The following is a 15,996-nucleotide window of genomic DNA, read 5'->3' as shown; positions in this document are numbered from 1 at the left end:
TTCCATTATAGCACATTTCGTGTTAAAATAGTATTGATAAGAGAAGGAGTTGATATGACACAGAAACCGATTATTATTGGCGTAACAGGTGGATCGGGCGGCGGCAAGACCAGTGTGTCTCGCGCGATCTTGGATAATTTTCCTGATGCACGAATTTCAATGATTGAACATGATTCTTACTATAAGAATCAATCTCACCTGACATTTGAAGAACGTATCTTAACCAATTACGACCATCCACTGGCTTTTGACACAGATCTCATGATTTATCATATAGGAGAACTGTTAGCAGGTCGAGCAGTGGACATTCCGATTTATGACTATACCCAACACACTCGTTCTGACAAAACCTATCGTCAAGACCCTCAAGATGTCTTTATTGTAGAAGGAATCTTGGTGCTTGAGGATCAGCGTCTTCGCGATTTGATGGATATTAAAATTTTTGTGGATACAGACGATGACATTCGCATTATTCGTCGGATCAAGAGAGACATGTTAGAACGCGGGCGAAGTTTGGATAGTATTATTGACCAATACACCTCGGTAGTGAAACCTATGTATCACCAATTTATCGAGCCAACCAAACGTTATGCGGACATTGTCATCCCTGAGGGGGTTTCCAATGTCGTGGCTATTGACTTGATAAATACCAAGGTGGAGAGTATTTTGAGAGAGCGTGGTTAAGATGCCGAAGCAGAGAGTGTTGCCCAATATCATTTTAGGGATTATGGCTTCCAGTGATAGTATGGTAACAGGAAAACAAATAACAGAGTTCGTCCAGCGTGATTTGGGAGAATTTTGGCAAGTAGCCCATAGTCAAGTCTATCCAGAGTTGAAGCGGATGACCAGCGACCAATGGATTACCTGTCATCCAGTACCTGGTAACGATAAGGAAAAGCAGTATGCGATGACTGAAGAGGGAATGAAAATCTTAGATGAGTGGTTGTCTGTCCCAAATGAAGACACACCACAGCAGAAAGATATTTTCTCTTTGAAATTGTTCTTCATTCGCAACCGCAATGATAAACGGATTCCAGTTTTATTGGAAGGCCAGATTGAGCTGGTTGACAAGCATTTGCGCCATCTAGAAGATCGGAAAAATCACCTGTTTTCTGATAAGGAAGCGATTCGCGAGAATTTCGGAAGATACTTGATTCTAAATCGAGCAATTGCTAGAAATCGTGCCCAACTGAATTGGTTGCAGGATACTTTAGACGATATCTAAAAGACGGTTCAGATTTTTTGAATCGTTTTTTTCTTGTCTCTATCAGGATAGTATGGTAAAGTTGAAGTAGTGATGCTCTGTGAAAATCATCTTCGATGTCAATCCAACTCGATGAATAAGAGCTTGGGCAGGATTGACCGTCGGCCAGATTGAATTTTATTGAGCGAAAGTAGAAAGAGAGAAAAATGGACAGTAAACAAGTTGTGGCCATGCTGTTGTTAGTGTGGAACCTGGTGGTCTTTCTGACTTACGGTATGGACAAGGGCAAGGCCAGAAAGGGTGCCTATCGGATTTCTGAAAAGACTCTGCTCTTGATGTCTTACCTGGGCGGTGGTCTGGGTGCCTGGGCAGGCGGCAATCGTTTCCGTCACAAGACCCAAAAATGGTATTTTAAATTGGCTTGGACAGTTGGGGTCCTGATTGACCTAGCTATCCTCTTGTGGGTGATGAAGTAGGCGCAAGCCTTTTTCTTTTTTACTTGGAACTATAAATGTTCTTCATTCTGTGCTATAATAATTCTATGAAAAATCAAGAAAAAATCGCACAGTATCAACTCTTGCTGGCTCAATTTGAAGCCCTCCTCGACGGAGAAACCAATGCGCTAGCTAATTTGTCCAATGCCTCGGCTCTGCTCAATCAAGCTTTGCCTCAATCTGTCTTTACAGGTTTTTACTTGTATGATGGGCAGGAATTGATTTTGGGGCCATTTCAGGGTGGCGTATCCTGCGTTCACATTGCCCTTGGAAAGGGTGTCTGTGGGGAATCGGCAGAGAAACGTCAGACCATTATCGTAGACGATGTCCGGACCCACGCTAACTACATCTCCTGCGATGCGGCAGCCATGTCCGAAATCGTGGTGCCTATGGTGAAAAACAGTCAGCTCTTGGGCGTTCTGGACTTGGATTCCAGACTGGTTGCGGATTATGATGCCATTGACCAAGAATACCTTGAGAAATTTGTCGCCCTCCTAGTGGACAAGACAAATTGGAATTTTGCTATGTTTGGAGAAAAGCGCTAATGTATCAAGCCTTATATCGGAAATACCGGAGCCAGACCTTTGAGGAAATGGTTGGGCAGGAAGTTGTGGCGACCACGCTCAAGCAGGCCATCGAACAGGAAAAAATCAGCCATGCCTACCTTTTCTCAGGCCCTCGGGGAACAGGAAAAACCTCCGCTGCTAAAATTTTTGCCAAGGCCATGAACTGTCCCAACCAAGTCAATGGCGAGCCCTGCAATGACTGCTATATCTGTCGGGCCATTACCGAAGGAAGTCTGGAGGATGTGATTGAGATTGACGCGGCATCCAATAATGGTGTCGATGAAATTCGTGATATTCGGGACAAATCGACCTACGCACCTAGCCTTGCGACCTATAAGGTCTATATCATCGACGAGGTGCACATGCTGTCGACTGGAGCCTTTAATGCCCTCTTGAAAACCTTGGAAGAACCGACCGAAAATGTGGTCTTTATCCTTGCAACGACGGAGTTGCACAAAATTCCAGCGACCATTTTGTCCCGGGTTCAACGGTTTGAATTTAAGTCTATCAAGGTGACCGACATTCAGGCGCATCTGGCGGCAATTTTGACCAAGGAAGGTCTTGCCTTTGACAGCCAAGCTCTGACTGTCATTGCCCGTCGGGCAGAAGGTGGGATGCGGGATGCCCTGTCAATCCTCGATCAGGCTCTCAGTCTCAGTCCCAATCAAGAAATCACCCTGGCTATCGCTGAGGAAATCACAGGCTCTATCAGTTTGAAGGCGTTGGATGATTATGTGACCAGCCTTCGTCAAGCAGATAGCCTAGAGGCCCTTAGTCACTTACAGACCTTGTTTGACCAAGGCAAGAGCATGAGCCGGTTCGCGACGGACTTGCTCCATTATCTGCGGGACATGCTCGTGGTTCAGACCGGTGGCGAGGATACGCACTTAACCGTAGGTTTTACGGAAAATTTGGCCCTGCCTCAAGCGCGGATTTTTGCCATGATTGAGCAGGTGACTAAGGGCTTGAGCGACATTAAGACCAGTCCCCAGCCCAAGATTTACGCAGAGATGATGACCATTCGCTTGGCTGAGGATAGTTCGTCTTTTTGGGAAATGGCAGAGCTACCAGACGATTTGGCCCAGCAATTGACCAAGCTCCAGCAGCAGGTGGCAGACTTGCAGCAACAATTGGCTAATTTATCTAGTCAGCCTGTCCAAGTCAAGTCGGTTTCCCGCAAGTCACAGGCACCTAAGAAATACAAATTAGACACCAGTAAGGTTCATGCTATTTTGCAAGAGGCCATGGAAAATCCAGCTCAGGCGCGTGAAAATTTGACCCGCCTACAAAATGCCTGGGGCGAGATTATCGAGAGTTTGTCCGGTGCAGACCGTGCCTTGCTAGTCGGTTCACAGCCGGTTGCGGCCAATGAAAATCACGCAATTTTAGCCTTTGAGTCCCCGCTTAATGCTGAACAAACCATGAAACGGGACAATCTCAATACCATGTTTGGCAATATTCTCAGCAAGGCTGCCGGATTTTCACCGCAAATCTTGGCCATCGCCCACGAAGATTGGTTGTCCATTCGGGCGGAATTTTCAGCCAAGGCCAAAGGAGCCAAGGCGCAAACTGTTGAGAAAGAAGAAAGCCCCGTGCCAGAGGAATTTGGATTTTTGGCAGACACAGTGGAAATTGTGGAGGATTAGAACTTCTCTGCTATATAAAAAAAATCAATCAAGGCAGTCTATCATTTTGTTGCCGTGATTGATTTTTGTTTCTTCTTACGATTTGGTTTTTACAAGTTTATCGTTTTCCATGATAAAGAGCTGAGAAGTTTCTTGGTTGTATAATTAATTGAAACAAGAGCAGGACAAAAGTGCCTCAAAAAAAGTATCGCAATTTGGCAATACTTTTCTGAGGTGTTTTTTAATTTGAGCCCATGTTTTCTCAATGGGATTATACTCAGGTGAGTAAGGAGGAGAGGAAGTGGTAAAAGTCTATGCCCCTGCTCCTTGCATTGTCCATAATGATAATAGATAGTCTATCTAAAGTGGGTAGTAAAAATGTTTTAAACCAAGCTTCGAAAAAGTCACTAGTCATGGTTTCTTTGTAGGTCATCGAGGCTATCATCTCACCGTTTATTAGACCTGCAACTAAAGATAGCAGCTGGAATCTTCTTCCAGAGACCTGACCAGTGATTAACTGACCTTTCAAAGATCAACCATATTCTCGATGAAAATATATCTCAAACCCCGTTTCATCAATATAAACAGGTGTCAAGTGACTTAAGTTATTAAATTCTTTAAGGAACTGATTTACTTTCTCAGGGTCTTGTTCATAGTAGGTACAGCTCTTTTTTTTCGAGTATATCCCATAGCTTTGATAGCGTAATGAATAGCTGTTGGATGACAGCCGAATTCAGAAGCTATTTCAGTCAAAAAAGCATCTGGATGAGCTTCAAGATAGTTCTTTAATTTTTCTCTATCAACTTTTCTTGGTTTGGTTCCCTTAACTTGGTGATGAAGCTCGCCTGTACTCTCCATTAATTTTAGCCATTGATAGATGGTGTTGCGTGAAATATCGAAAACAACAGATGCTTCAGTAATACTGCCAGTTTTCTGACAGTATGCGAGAACTTTTTTACGAAAATCTAATGAATATGCCATAAGTACATTATACCACAGATGTACTGTTTTTGTTTCATTGTGCTATAAAAATTCAATGTCGGGCTGTGCAAATTGGAGATTTTTGACATGAAAGATGTTTGTGACACAAAAATCAGCCATTGTCTGAATTTTTTGCTATAATCTATTGTATGAAACTATCACATTTTCTATTTTTAGCATTGACTACGATTTTAGCGACTTATTTTATGAATGCCTCGATTTTGGCTGGGGATTTTTTGATTGCGGGCATCTATGCCTTTATCGTCATCCGCAACCTTCATTTTGCCTATAAGGTTACGCAATTCATACGCCTCTTTAATGGTCCGTCCAAGAAGAAAGGCTGATTTCTCCGCTAGAAATCATTTTGGCCTTGCCATTGTCCAGTTGAATGACCAGGTTTCCAGTATCGGTAACGGCGATGGCTGTGCCCTTGAAAGTCACATTATTTTCGACAAAGCTCACTTGTTGGCCAACGACAAGTGATTTTTCTTTATAGAGGGCAATCAATTCCCGCTCATCTGTGTGGAAGAAGGCCTGCCAGATGGCTGTGATGAGTTGATTTCGGGTAAAGGGTGGTTGGTCCTCAAAGAGATTTCCTGCTGTTTCTTTCAACTCTTTTGGAAAATCATCAATATGCACGTTGATGCCAACGCCGATGATGACGTCTGTAATGGTCTGACTTTCCATGGAAGAAATGGCTTCTGTCAGGATGCCAGCGACTTTTTTCTTGCCCAGGTAAATATCATTGACCCACTTGATTTGTACGTCCAAGTCGCTCAATTCTTGGATAGCTTTTACAACCGCGGCTGCCACCAAGATGGTGTAGGGCTTGAATTCCAAGAAGGGAACATTGGGCGATAGTCTGAGAGACATATAGATGCCACCGGATTTTGAGGCGTAAAATGGGCGCCCGAACCGACCCTTGGCCTTGTTTTGATGGGGAGCCAGATAGAGGGCAGGGATGGGGTGACCGTTTTCGATACCTTGTTTGGCGTCCAATTGGGTAGAGTCGCTATCGGCCTTGATGTAGACAGGAATCTGCAAGGTCTCAGCAATCACATCCGGCAAGAGCAAATCGCCTTCCACCAGCTTGTAACCTCGATTGCGGGCAGCCTCGATGGTCAATCCATGCATTTCCAGCTGGCGGATCGCTTTCCAAACCGAAGTCCGAGAGACCCCCAATTCTTGAGCAATTTCTTCACCGCTGATATAATCCTGTCGCTCGACCAAAAGAAGATAAATTTTTTGATAGGTTTTCATGCTTTCATTATAGCAAAATAAATGGCTAAAAGTGGTATAATAGCCTTACAAACAGGAGGTTTCCATGCAAACAGTAGATTATATTGTAAAATTAACCAATACACCGTCGCCAACGGGCTTTACGACGGACATTATGAACTATATCAAGAGCGAGGTCGAGTCCTTCGGCTATCAAGCGACCAAGACTGCTAAAGGCGGCATTCTGGTTTCGGTGCTGGGGGAAAGTGACCAGCAACACCGCATTGTCACTGCTCATCTGGACACACTCGGAGCAATGGTTCGGGCTATTAAACCAGACGGTCGGATTAAAATGGATTTGGTGGGAGGATTTGGCTACCCTTCTATTGAAGGTGAAAACTGCCTGATTCACTGTGCGAAAAACGGCAAGTTCTTTACGGGGACCATTCTCATGCACCAGACTTCTGTCCATGTCTACCGCGATGCCAATACCGCCGAGCGCAATCAGACCAATATGGAAATCCGATTGGACGAAAAAGTAAGCTCTGCGGATGAGACGCGCGCTTTGGGTATTGAAGTCGGAGATTTCATTTCCTTTGATCCGCGTACGGTGGTTACAGAGACTGGCTTTATCAAGAGCCGCCATTTGGATGACAAGGTTTCGGCAGCCATTCTCATCAACCTGCTCAAGACCTACAAGGAAGAGGGTATCACCCTGCCTTACACCACCCATTTTTATTTTTCAAATAATGAAGAAATCGGCTACGGTGCTAATTCTAGCCTACCAGATAAGGTTGTAGAGTACCTAGCGGTTGATATGGGAGCGATGGGAGACGACCAGCAGACGGATGAATACACGGTTTCTATCTGTGTCAAAGATGGCTCCGGTCCTTATCATTATGAACTGCGTCAGCACCTCGTTTCCTTGGCTGAGAAGGAAAACATTCCTTACAAATTAGACATTTATCCTTACTATGGTTCAGATGCTTCTGCGGCTATGCGAGCAGGTGCAGATGTTAAACACGCCCTTCTGGGTGCAGGAATTGAGTCTAGCCATTCCTACGAGCGTACCCATTTGGACTCTGTGCAGGCGACTGAGCGTATGGTCGATGCCTATCTCAAGTCGCACATGGTAGACTAACATGAGTGAAACACGTTTTTTACAGCTCTTTAATGACTTGGATAAAATCTTGCGCAAGGTCTGCAAGGTTCCAGATGGTGAATACGCCGACGTAGCATCCATGCTTGCCAAGGCCAAGGAACTCAGCCCTCACAATCCAGTCGAGGCCAACTGGGACAAGCTTTATGTAGCTCGTCAGCTCCGTAATCTCTTGGTCCATGAAAATCGCACCAATTTGCAGGAGGTGGCCCAGCCTTCGCAGGAGTTGATTGCGGTTTTGGAAAAGGTCATCGCCCAGTACCAAGAACCCATGACGATTGGTAACTTTTTGCGCCAGATTGAGAAAGTCAAGCCTGTTACCTTTGAAGGCTCTGACAAGCTGATTAAGGCCTTGGAAGTAGTGGACAGGGAGCATTTTTCAAAATTTCCTATCTTCGCTCAAAATACCTATCAAGGCTTGGTTTCGGACAAGGGATTGACCAACTGGCTTGCCAAGGCTAGCAAGGAGACGGGCTCTATCCGAGAAAAATTGGAGCGGGCCAGCCTAGCGGATGTCCTAGCCTGTGAAGATGACAGTATTCGCGTGGTGCAAGTCTCTGCCAAAACCAGCCTTTATGAAGTGATGAGCCATTTTGAAAGCCGCAAGCGGACGACCATCTTGGTCAGTCGCCAAGGTCATGGCAATATTCAGTCTCCAGAAGATCTGATTGGCATTATCACGGCGCAGGATTTGGCGGAAATTTACCGGCTGTTGGATGAATAGAAAGGATATGTTATGTCAACAAATCGTCTAGCTTGGGATGAATATTTTGCGGCGCAGGCGCTTTTGATTGCCAATCGTGCTACCTGCAAGCGTGCCAAGGTCGGTGCGGTCTTGGTCAAGGACAATAAAGTAATTGCGACAGGCTATAATGGTTCGGTTTCTGGTACAGAGCATTGTTTGGAACAAGAATGCCTGATGATAGACGGTCACTGTGCCCGAACCCTCCACGCAGAAGTCAATGCGATTTTGCAAGGAGCAGAGCGAGGTATCCCCAAAGGATTTACTGCCTATGTGACACATTTCCCCTGCCTGAATTGCTCCAAACAGCTCCTGCAAGTGGGCTGCAAACGAGTGGTTTATATCAATGAGTACCGTATGGACGACTATGCCCACTATCTCTACAAGGAGAAGGGCTGTGAACTGGTTCATCTGCCACTAGAAGATGTCAAACAGGCCATTCAAGATGCAGAATTTATATAGAAGAGGAAGAGTTTGTAGACAAAGTCTCCTTTCGGACTTTCCTGAGGTGATGTCGGACGGTAGTAAACTTTCTTGTTTCTGGGTTTACTCCTCAAACAGTCTCCCAGACTGTTTGAGCTACCTTCAGAATTCCATACCTAGCATTTGAGCCTAAGGTCTCAAATACTCTGAGCAGTGAGAAAGTTTCACTTTCTTGATTTCCCACCTTAGACAGTCTCCCAGACTGTCTAAGCACAGCGGAAAGTCTCGGTTTAGACTCGCTCAGCTCGCAAAATAAATCAAATTTAATTTTTTCTTAGCAGAGCTACTCAGTTTATTTACTTAGAGTATAGTCTGTCTACGTTCTGAGAGTTGTAAGGATGCAACTCTTTTTTTACGATTTATTTGTTAAAAAGGTCATGTTTCGGTAAGAAATGTGCTATACTAGAGGGGTTATTAAGTCCCGAAAAGGCAGTCTGAACACTGGTCAATGATTTGTAGAAATGTAAATCATCTTCCTTGCCCGATTTCAAAGAAATCTCGCAAAGAACCAGTCGTAAACGACTGGTTCTTTGTAACTTTTTAACCCGCTAAGAAAATTTCTGTCGCAAGCTCCGTATTTTCTACGGAAACCACTATCCTGCGGTCTTCCTAAGCGGCTTACTAACTTTTCCAAGAAAATAATATCGATTTTCTCGGATTCGTGTCGTAACCCGCTAAGGAAATTTCGTTGAATATGCGACGAAGTCGCAAGGGGATAGTTTCCGCCGTGGTGAAAGTCATAGAATGTTTACATCCTATGACTAGGGCTTGGCAAGACTTAGGTTTGCCAAAAAGAAATGGAACTCCGCAGGAGATCGCTTTCGGCCTGCACCGCTTTAGGAAACTATCGGAAAACAGAAATTCTTAGCAAACAAGATTTATTTAAAAGGGGGACATTTTTATGTCAGAACGTAAGTTGTTTACGTCTGAGTCAGTTTCGGAGGGGCATCCGGATAAGATTGCTGACCAGATTTCAGATGCTATTTTGGATGCTATTTTAGCCCAGGATCCAGATGCCCACGTGGCAGCAGAGACAGCTGTTTACACAGGTTCTGTCCATGTGTTTGGCGAAATTTCGACCACAGCCTATGTGGACATTAACCGCGTGGTGCGCGATACCATTGCTGAGATTGGCTATACCAAGGGCGAATACGGTTTTGCTGCAGAATCAGTCGGGGTGCACCCGTCATTGGTGGAGCAATCACCGGATATTGCGCAAGGGGTTAATGAAGCCTTGGAGGCACGTCAAGATGCCAGTCAAGATCCACTCGATTTGATTGGGGCAGGTGACCAAGGGCTCATGTTTGGTTTTGCGGTAGATGAAACGCCGGAACTCATGCCTTTGCCAATTTCACTGAGTCATCAGTTGGTTCGTCGCTTGGCAGAGTTGAGAAAATCAGGCGAAATTGCTTATCTTCGTCCAGATGCCAAGTCTCAAGTAACTGTTGAGTATGATGAAAATAATCAGCCTGTTCGTGTTGATACAGTAGTTATTTCGACCCAGCACGACCCAGAAATCAGTCAAGAACAAATTCGTCAAGATGTGATTGAGCAGGTCGTTAAAACGATTATTCCGGCAAATTATCTGGATGATCAAACTAAGTTCTTTATCAATCCTACAGGGCGCTTTGTGATCGGTGGTCCGCAAGGTGACTCTGGTTTGACTGGTCGTAAAATCATTGTGGATACCTATGGCGGTTATGCTCGTCATGGTGGAGGTGCCTTTTCTGGTAAAGATGCGACCAAGGTTGACCGTTCAGCATCCTATGCAGCCCGTTATATTGCCAAAAATATTGTCGCGGCAGGATTTGCCAAGAAGGCAGAAGTCCAGCTAGCCTATGCTATCGGTGTGGCCCAGCCTGTTTCTGTCCGTATTGATACCTTTGGCACCAGCACTGTTTCTGAAAGCAAATTAGAGGCGGCTGTGCGTCAGATTTTCGACCTGCGCCCAGCGGGAATTATCCAAATGTTAGACCTAAAGCGTCCGATTTATAAGCAGACGGCGGCTTATGGACACATGGGACGGACAGACATTGACCTTCCGTGGGAACGACTGGATAAGGTGGATGCTTTGAAAGAGGCTTTGGCCTAGTTGATAGGGAGGTCTTGTGATGAAAAAAGCCCTGATTGTATTTGCTCATCCTCGAAAAGAAAGTTTTACCATGTCTTGGTGGCGCGGGTTGAGCAGGCTTTACGCAAAAATGGGATAGAAGTGACTGTGCGTGATTTGTATGCGCTGGGTTTTGATCCTGTATTGCGTGGAGAGGATGCCATCCATATTGAAAATGGTCAGTTTGTTCGCGATGCAGCTGCCTATCCAGCTGATGTTCAAGTTGAGATGGACTTGATTGCGGAGAGTGATTTGCTGGTTTACATTTTTCCGTCTTGGTGGAATGGGATGCCGGCTATCATGAAAGGCTACGTTGACCGTGTTTTTCAGCATGGATTTGCCTACAGCTTTGAATCCGATGAACTGCGCCAGCTATTTTCCACGAAAAAAGCCATGTTCTTTACTCCAACAGGGCAACCGCAGAATGCAGATGGCAGCTTGACACCGATTGACCAAGCCATGAAGTTTTTGACCTCTGATTGGCTCTTCAATAGCAATGACGCCCAAGTTCTTGGCCATGTTTTTTATGGCCGTGTGCCTTATTTGACACGGGATGAATTGGAAGTCTACTTGCAAGATGCAGAAGAGCGTATCCAGAGAATATTCGATTAAAGCAAAGGGGGCCTGCAAGGGCTACCCTTTTCATTTCAAATAACTAGCATTTTCACTAAGCTTGTGGTAAAATAAAACGTATGCCTTTTTGGGCAAAGTTAGAAATGAGAAATTCTAGTATGAGAAAAATTGTAATTCAGGGCGGGAAACCTTTAAAAGGGACTGTTACAGTCAGTGGTGCTAAGAACTCTGTTGTAGCATTGATTCCAGCCATTATTTTATCGGATGGGATTGTAACTCTGGATGGTGTGCCAGCTATTTCCGATGTAGATAGTTTGATTGATATAATGGAGACTATGGGAGCAACGGTCAAACGTGACGGCGAAACTCTTGAGATTGACCCGCGTGGTGTGCAGGATATGCCCATGCCTTTCGGGAAAATCAATAGTCTGCGGGCCTCTTATTATTTCTACGGTTCGCTGTTAGGTCGTTTTGGACGGGCAGTGGTTGGTCTACCAGGTGGTTGTGACCTGGGGCCCCGTCCCATTGATTTGCATCTGAAAGCATTTGCTGCTATGGGCGCTGAAACGACCTACGAGGGCGAATATATGCGTTTGGCGACGGATGGTTCTCGTATCCGTGGGGCTCATATCTTTATGGATGTTGTCAGTGTTGGCGCGACTATCAATACCATTTTGGCGGCTGTCAAGGCTGAAGGGCGGACAGTTATCGAAAATGCGGCGCGTGAGCCAGAAATCATTGATGTAGCAACTCTTTTGAACAACATGGGGGCCCATATTCGCGGTGCTGGTACAGACATCATTACCATCGAAGGTGTTGACCGCTTGAATGGTACCCGTCACCAAGTCATTCCTGATCGGATTGAAGCAGGTTCCTATATTGCACTTGCAGCAGCAGTTGGTGCAGGTATCCGCATTGACAATGTGCTCTACGAACATTTGGAAAGTTTCATTGCCAAATTGGAGGAAATGGGCGTTCGGATGACTGTTTCTGAGGATAGCATCTTTGTTGAAAAACAGGAGCAGCTTAAGGCAGTTAGCATAAAAACAGCGTCTTACCCAGGCTTTGCGACGGATTTGCAGCAACCCATTACCCCACTCTTGCTCAAGGCAAAGGGGACTGGGACAATTACCGATACAATCTACGAAAAACGTGTCGGACATGTTCAGGAATTGTCAAATATGGGTGCCAAAATCATGACCCGCAGCAATCACATTGCCTTTGAAGGTCCAAACAATTTGGTTGGAGCGCCTGTTAAAGCAACGGATTTACGTGCAGGTGCGGCCATGGTCATCGCTGGTTTGATGGCACAAGGGCGGACAGAGATCACCAATATTGAATTTATCCTTCGGGGCTATTCCAATATTATCGAAAAACTAACAGAACTGGGTGCGGACATCCAGCTAGTAGAAGAATAAAAGAAGGAGGCTGGAAGTCATTCCAGCCTCTCAAGATAGATGATGACTATATGGATGGGCTTGGCAGCGACTGCCAGATTTGAAACAGAACGCCTCATCTTACGGCCTTTTCGCTACGAAGATGGGGATGATTTTTACCAGATGGTTTCTAAGCCAGCAAACATGCCTTTCATTTTTCCGGCTTTGCCCGACAAGAACTTGGCAGTAGCGACCATGGTGGAGAAATTCATGCGCCAACCCTTGGGCAACTGGGCTTTGGTGGACAAGGTTTCCCAGCAGCTAATCGGTGCGCTCTGTTTTGAAAAAATGGACGAGAGCAAGCTGACTGCGGAGCTCAGCTATTTCCTTAAAAAAGAAAAATGGAGGCAGGGTCTGATGACAGAGGCCGTGCGCAACCTAGTCTTTTTGGCCTTTTATGAATTGGGCTTGCGTGAGCTGACCATCATCACCCATCTGGAAAATGCTGCTAGTCAGGCTGTGGCCAGAAAGGCTGGCTTTGTGCAGGTTGACCACTATCGCGGGAGTGACCGTTATAGTCACAAGACGCGGGACTACCTGAAATTTAGCTTGAAAAAAGCAGACTTTAGATTAGAATTCAATGAGGAGAACCAATGATTACCATTAAATCACAGCGTGAAATTGATGCCATGAATCGTGCAGGAGACGTCTTGGCTGGAGTGCATATCGGCTTGCGTGAGCTGATTAAGCCAGGCGTTGACATGTGGGAAGTAGAAGAATATGTCCGAAAGACTTGTAAGGAAAAGAATGTTTTGCCCCTTCAAATCGGTGTAGATGGCGAAATCATGGACTATCCTTATGCCACTTGTTGTGGTCTTAATGACGAGGTGGCTCATGCCTTTCCGCGTCATTACAAGCTCAAAGAAGGCGATTTGCTCAAGGTGGACATGGTTCTGAGTGAGCCATTGGACAAATCAGTTGTCGATGTGTCAAAGCTCAATTTTAACGATGTAGCAGCCATGAAGAAAATCACCCAAAGCTATCGCGGTGGTGTGGCGGATTCTTGCTGGGCTTACGCAGTTGGTCAGGTGTCCGAAGAAGTGTCTAAGCTGATGGAAGTGACTAAAGAATGTCTCTATCGTGGAATGGAGCAGGCTGTTGTTGGCAATCGGATTGGTGATATTGGCGCAGCGATTCAAGAATATGCCGAAGGTCTCGGCTACGGTGTAGTCCGTGACTTGGTTGGTCACGGGGTTGGTCCAACCTTCCACGAAGAACCAATGGTGCCTCACTACGGAACAAAAGGTCGTGGACTTCGCTTGCGTGAAGGTATGGTTTTGACTATCGAGCCTATGATCAATATAGGTACTTGGGAAATTGACACCGATATGAAAACAGGTTGGGCTCATAAAACTTTGGATGGCGGTTTATCTTGTCAATATGAGCATCAATTTGTGATTACAAAAGATGGTCCACTTATCTTGACTAGTCAAGGTGAAGAAGGAACTTATTAAACAGACTCATGCTATAAAAAAGGAGGAAAGAAGATGAAGAAGGAAACACTTTTTGAAAAGGTCAAGTCCTTTTTCGGGTCCTTCTTTGCTTTTTATCGATCAGCAGAGGTGGATTTGACCAGCGTGGCAGTGGCCTATTATTTGCTGATTTCAGGCTTTCCCATTTTGCTGACTCTGGCTAATCTTCTGCCCTACTTTCCCTTTGATGTGGAAGAAATCCTGGCCATTCTCAAAGAATTTATTCCAAGTCAGTTTTCTGGGACAGTTTTGCCAACGGTGCGGTTGCTCCTGACCCAACGTTCCTCTTCTTGGTTGGGAATTTCAATTATGACAACGCTCTGGACGGTCTCTAAGAGCATGATGATTTTGCAAAAGGCGGTCAACAAGGCCTACGGTGTCACAGACCACCGCAATGTGATTCTTGCACGGATTGTAGGTGTCTTGATGGGGCTTGGTCTCCAAACCATTCTCATTTTGTCCATTACGCTCTTGACCTTTGGCCAAGCCGTTGTCCAATTTATCCGGTCCAATCTGGGTATTGACAATGATTGGTTGCTGGGGATTTTTAGCCAGGTCCAGTGGATTGCTTATCTAGCCCTGGCGGTTAGTTTGATTATGTTTTACTATGTTTTACCCAATGTAAAAATTCCCAAGCTACGCTATGTTTTGCCAGGACCTGCTTTTGTTCTGGGAGTCTTTATTGGTCTAGGGAATATATTGGTGACCTATGTTCAGCGTTCGGCAGATAAGATGGTCGATGTCCGCCTGGTGACTAGTTTGGTCTTTCTGGTTGTCATGATTTGGTTCATTCTCTTGAGCCATCTTCTCATAGTGGGAGCAGTTCTCAATGCCACTGTCCAGAGCAGACAGGAGGGCGAATTTGAACAGCGGTCGGGAGATATGAAAGAAACCTGGAAGGCCCTGAAAAGATTTTTTACAAGAAAGCAGAGTACATGACCAGCGAGAGTTGGTCTTTTTTGGTGCGTTTTTCTGGATTTTATGAATAATTAGTGATATAGTTATAAAAAAGTTGGATACAGGAGGTTGATATGAAATTTAGCCGAATTTTATTTTTATCCTTGTTCAGTTTGATTCTTGTAGCCTGCGGGCTTAGTCAAGGTCAGAATTCTGCTCAATCATCAGATTCTGAAGCTGCTGTTACTGGGACTTCAAGCAGTGGAGCAGCTGAAACTTCTAGTCAATTGCCTTCAAAGCAAGCATTAGAGGCTGACCCCGCACCCTTGGATATTGCGAGTGTAGTCAATCCTACAAATTTGGGTCAGAATCTGTCAGACGGAGGCTATGTTTTTGTTTTTCGCTATACAGGGGCTGGCGGAGAGCTGACAGCAGTTCCGGAGAATCTACAAGGTCAGGTTATCGATGATGGCCAGCGGATTTCTGATTCTAGCGTAGAAAAGATGGGACTCTATGGGCAAAAATACCGGGATTTAGGGGTAGAAGCTGACCATATCCTTACTTCTGAATATTACTTCGTCTGGCAGCATGCCCAGGCTGCATTCGGGGATAATTTGGAAATCAATCGAGATTTGACAGGGTCCTTGAATTTTTCTGACGATCAGGAATTGGAGCAATCCTTACAAAACTTGCGGAATCGGACCATTCAAGTCCCTGAAGCTGGAAAATCAACGATTTTATTTACCCACCAGGGCAAGTTTGACAAGGCCTATGGCTACTATATTCCAGCAGGGACGACCCTGGTATTCAAGCCGGATGGCAGCAACCAACCCAAGCTCATTGCTGTTTTGACTTTTGAAGAGTTTTTGAATGTATAAATTAGATACTTAAAGCAAATAGGTTTGGACCCGCCAAACCTATTTTGTATGTACGACGGGCATGTCGTACATCTGAGGTGAAAGTCCTCCGTGGACACCCGCTACCGGTGAACCCCAAAGCGACTCCCAAGCCTGACTATCGTGAGGTAGCGGGGAGA

General features: G+C 45.3%; 17 protein-coding genes and 1 pseudogene. 16 read left to right on the top strand and 2 right to left on the bottom strand.

The window, feature by feature from the left end; genetic code table 11:
* The first annotated feature begins 54 nt into the window (after positions 1 to 54).
* The 5 genes from udk (at position 55) to dnaX (ending at position 3,910) form a co-directional block, all read left to right on the top strand.
* Positions 55 to 684 carry a uridine kinase gene (gene udk, locus AB1F57_RS10465; RefSeq protein WP_105123473.1) on the top strand — a complete coding sequence of 210 codons (630 nt, stop codon included), beginning with the start codon at positions 55 to 57 and terminating at the stop codon, positions 682 to 684.
* A 1-nt stretch (position 685) separates the two neighbouring features.
* On the top strand, positions 686 to 1,225 hold the full coding sequence (locus AB1F57_RS10460; protein ID WP_105111261.1) for a PadR family transcriptional regulator: 540 nt from the start codon (positions 686 to 688) through the stop codon (positions 1,223 to 1,225).
* Between the two features lie 185 nt (positions 1,226 to 1,410).
* Positions 1,411 to 1,680 carry a DUF1294 domain-containing protein gene (locus AB1F57_RS10455; RefSeq protein ID WP_105111262.1) on the top strand — a complete coding sequence of 90 codons (270 nt, stop codon included), beginning with the start codon at positions 1,411 to 1,413 and terminating at the stop codon, positions 1,678 to 1,680.
* A gap of 65 nt (positions 1,681 to 1,745) precedes the next feature.
* On the top strand, positions 1,746 to 2,243 hold the full coding sequence (locus AB1F57_RS10450) for a GAF domain-containing protein (protein ID WP_105137417.1): 498 nt from the start codon (positions 1,746 to 1,748) through the stop codon (positions 2,241 to 2,243).
* The gene (dnaX, locus tag AB1F57_RS10445) at positions 2,243 to 3,910 is read left to right on the top strand and encodes a DNA polymerase III subunit gamma/tau (protein ID WP_167785791.1); all 1,668 of its coding nucleotides are present in this window, start codon (positions 2,243 to 2,245) and stop codon (positions 3,908 to 3,910) included. Before AB1F57_RS10450 ends, dnaX begins: the two co-directional genes overlap by 1 nt.
* Positions 3,911 to 4,054: 144 nt before the next feature.
* Here dnaX and AB1F57_RS10440 read toward each other — a convergent pair.
* Positions 4,055 to 4,870: pseudogene (locus AB1F57_RS10440) on the bottom strand (IS630 family transposase).
* A gap of 149 nt (positions 4,871 to 5,019) precedes the next feature.
* Here AB1F57_RS10440 and AB1F57_RS10435 point away from each other — a divergent pair.
* The gene (locus tag AB1F57_RS10435; RefSeq protein ID WP_105123476.1) at positions 5,020 to 5,214 is read left to right on the top strand and encodes a DUF3272 family protein; all 195 of its coding nucleotides are present in this window, start codon (positions 5,020 to 5,022) and stop codon (positions 5,212 to 5,214) included.
* Here AB1F57_RS10435 and birA read toward each other — a convergent pair.
* Positions 5,186 to 6,130 (bottom strand): bifunctional biotin--[acetyl-CoA-carboxylase] ligase/biotin operon repressor BirA, encoded by a 945-nt coding sequence (gene birA, locus AB1F57_RS10430; protein WP_367985724.1) that lies wholly within the window; start codon positions 6,128 to 6,130, stop codon positions 5,186 to 5,188. The two genes, AB1F57_RS10435 and birA, sit on opposite strands and share 29 nt — an antisense overlap.
* A 64-nt stretch (positions 6,131 to 6,194) precedes the next feature.
* Between birA and AB1F57_RS10425 the strand changes: the two genes are divergently transcribed.
* The 10 genes from AB1F57_RS10425 (at position 6,195) to AB1F57_RS10380 (ending at position 15,838) form a co-directional block, all read left to right on the top strand.
* A complete protein-coding gene (locus tag AB1F57_RS10425) occupies positions 6,195 to 7,229 on the top strand; it encodes a M42 family metallopeptidase (RefSeq protein ID WP_167785962.1) in 1,035 nt (344 codons plus the stop codon).
* A gap of 1 nt (position 7,230) precedes the next feature.
* The gene (locus tag AB1F57_RS10420) at positions 7,231 to 7,971 is read left to right on the top strand and encodes a CBS domain-containing protein (protein ID WP_105111268.1); all 741 of its coding nucleotides are present in this window, start codon (positions 7,231 to 7,233) and stop codon (positions 7,969 to 7,971) included.
* Between the two features lie 12 nt (positions 7,972 to 7,983).
* Positions 7,984 to 8,451, top strand: a complete 468-nt coding sequence (locus AB1F57_RS10415; protein ID WP_170238738.1) for a cytidine/deoxycytidylate deaminase family protein — start codon at positions 7,984 to 7,986, stop codon at positions 8,449 to 8,451.
* A 922-nt stretch (positions 8,452 to 9,373) separates the two neighbouring features.
* Positions 9,374 to 10,564: a methionine adenosyltransferase gene (gene metK / locus AB1F57_RS10410; RefSeq protein ID WP_167785959.1), complete on the top strand. Its 1,191-nt coding sequence runs from the start codon at positions 9,374 to 9,376 to the stop codon at positions 10,562 to 10,564.
* A 78-nt stretch (positions 10,565 to 10,642) separates the two neighbouring features.
* Entirely contained in the window at positions 10,643 to 11,194 is a 552-nt protein-coding gene (locus tag AB1F57_RS10405) for an NAD(P)H-dependent oxidoreductase (protein WP_367985723.1), read from the top strand.
* Positions 11,195 to 11,313: 119 nt separating this feature from the next.
* On the top strand, positions 11,314 to 12,573 hold the full coding sequence (locus AB1F57_RS10400; RefSeq protein ID WP_367985722.1) for a UDP-N-acetylglucosamine 1-carboxyvinyltransferase: 1,260 nt from the start codon (positions 11,314 to 11,316) through the stop codon (positions 12,571 to 12,573).
* A gap of 42 nt (positions 12,574 to 12,615) precedes the next feature.
* Positions 12,616 to 13,188 (top strand): GNAT family N-acetyltransferase, encoded by a 573-nt coding sequence (locus AB1F57_RS10395; protein WP_170238743.1) that lies wholly within the window; start codon positions 12,616 to 12,618, stop codon positions 13,186 to 13,188.
* Positions 13,185 to 14,045, top strand: coding sequence for a methionyl aminopeptidase (locus AB1F57_RS10390; RefSeq protein ID WP_367985721.1), 861 nt, complete (start codon positions 13,185 to 13,187; stop codon positions 14,043 to 14,045). Before AB1F57_RS10395 ends, AB1F57_RS10390 begins: the two co-directional genes overlap by 4 nt.
* 33 nt (positions 14,046 to 14,078) lie before the next feature.
* The gene (locus AB1F57_RS10385) at positions 14,079 to 15,002 is read left to right on the top strand and encodes a YihY/virulence factor BrkB family protein (protein ID WP_367985720.1); all 924 of its coding nucleotides are present in this window, start codon (positions 14,079 to 14,081) and stop codon (positions 15,000 to 15,002) included.
* A gap of 92 nt (positions 15,003 to 15,094) precedes the next feature.
* A complete protein-coding gene (locus tag AB1F57_RS10380) occupies positions 15,095 to 15,838 on the top strand; it encodes a hypothetical protein (protein WP_167785957.1) in 744 nt (247 codons plus the stop codon).
* Positions 15,839 to 15,996 lie beyond the last annotated feature (158 nt).

Source organism: Streptococcus nasisuis, assembly GCF_040836615.1.
GTDB lineage: Bacteria > Bacillota > Bacilli > Lactobacillales > Streptococcaceae > Streptococcus > Streptococcus suis_V.
The sequence above is the reverse complement of the archived record's forward strand: the minus strand, read 5'-3'. Positions and strand labels throughout refer to the sequence as shown.

Excerpts from the sequence above, each read along its gene's own strand:
- udk (WP_105123473.1), top strand. The coding sequence starts at position 55 with ATGACACAGAAACCGATTATTATTGGCGTAACAGGTGGATCGGGCGGC.
- AB1F57_RS10460 (WP_105111261.1), top strand. The coding sequence starts at position 686 with ATGCCGAAGCAGAGAGTGTTGCCCAATATCATTTTAGGGATTATGGCT.
- AB1F57_RS10455 (WP_105111262.1), top strand. The coding sequence starts at position 1,411 with ATGGACAGTAAACAAGTTGTGGCCATGCTGTTGTTAGTGTGGAACCTG.
- AB1F57_RS10450 (WP_105137417.1), top strand. The coding sequence starts at position 1,746 with ATGAAAAATCAAGAAAAAATCGCACAGTATCAACTCTTGCTGGCTCAA.
- dnaX (WP_167785791.1), top strand. The coding sequence starts at position 2,243 with ATGTATCAAGCCTTATATCGGAAATACCGGAGCCAGACCTTTGAGGAA.
- AB1F57_RS10435 (WP_105123476.1), top strand. The coding sequence starts at position 5,020 with ATGAAACTATCACATTTTCTATTTTTAGCATTGACTACGATTTTAGCG.
- birA (WP_367985724.1), bottom strand. The coding sequence starts at position 6,130 with ATGAAAACCTATCAAAAAATTTATCTTCTTTTGGTCGAGCGACAGGAT.
- AB1F57_RS10425 (WP_167785962.1), top strand. The coding sequence starts at position 6,195 with ATGCAAACAGTAGATTATATTGTAAAATTAACCAATACACCGTCGCCA.
- AB1F57_RS10420 (WP_105111268.1), top strand. The coding sequence starts at position 7,231 with ATGAGTGAAACACGTTTTTTACAGCTCTTTAATGACTTGGATAAAATC.
- AB1F57_RS10415 (WP_170238738.1), top strand. The coding sequence starts at position 7,984 with ATGTCAACAAATCGTCTAGCTTGGGATGAATATTTTGCGGCGCAGGCG.
- metK (WP_167785959.1), top strand. The coding sequence starts at position 9,374 with ATGTCAGAACGTAAGTTGTTTACGTCTGAGTCAGTTTCGGAGGGGCAT.
- AB1F57_RS10400 (WP_367985722.1), top strand. The coding sequence starts at position 11,314 with ATGAGAAAAATTGTAATTCAGGGCGGGAAACCTTTAAAAGGGACTGTT.
- AB1F57_RS10395 (WP_170238743.1), top strand. The coding sequence starts at position 12,616 with ATGACTATATGGATGGGCTTGGCAGCGACTGCCAGATTTGAAACAGAA.
- AB1F57_RS10390 (WP_367985721.1), top strand. The coding sequence starts at position 13,185 with ATGATTACCATTAAATCACAGCGTGAAATTGATGCCATGAATCGTGCA.
- AB1F57_RS10385 (WP_367985720.1), top strand. The coding sequence starts at position 14,079 with ATGAAGAAGGAAACACTTTTTGAAAAGGTCAAGTCCTTTTTCGGGTCC.
- AB1F57_RS10380 (WP_167785957.1), top strand. The coding sequence starts at position 15,095 with ATGAAATTTAGCCGAATTTTATTTTTATCCTTGTTCAGTTTGATTCTT.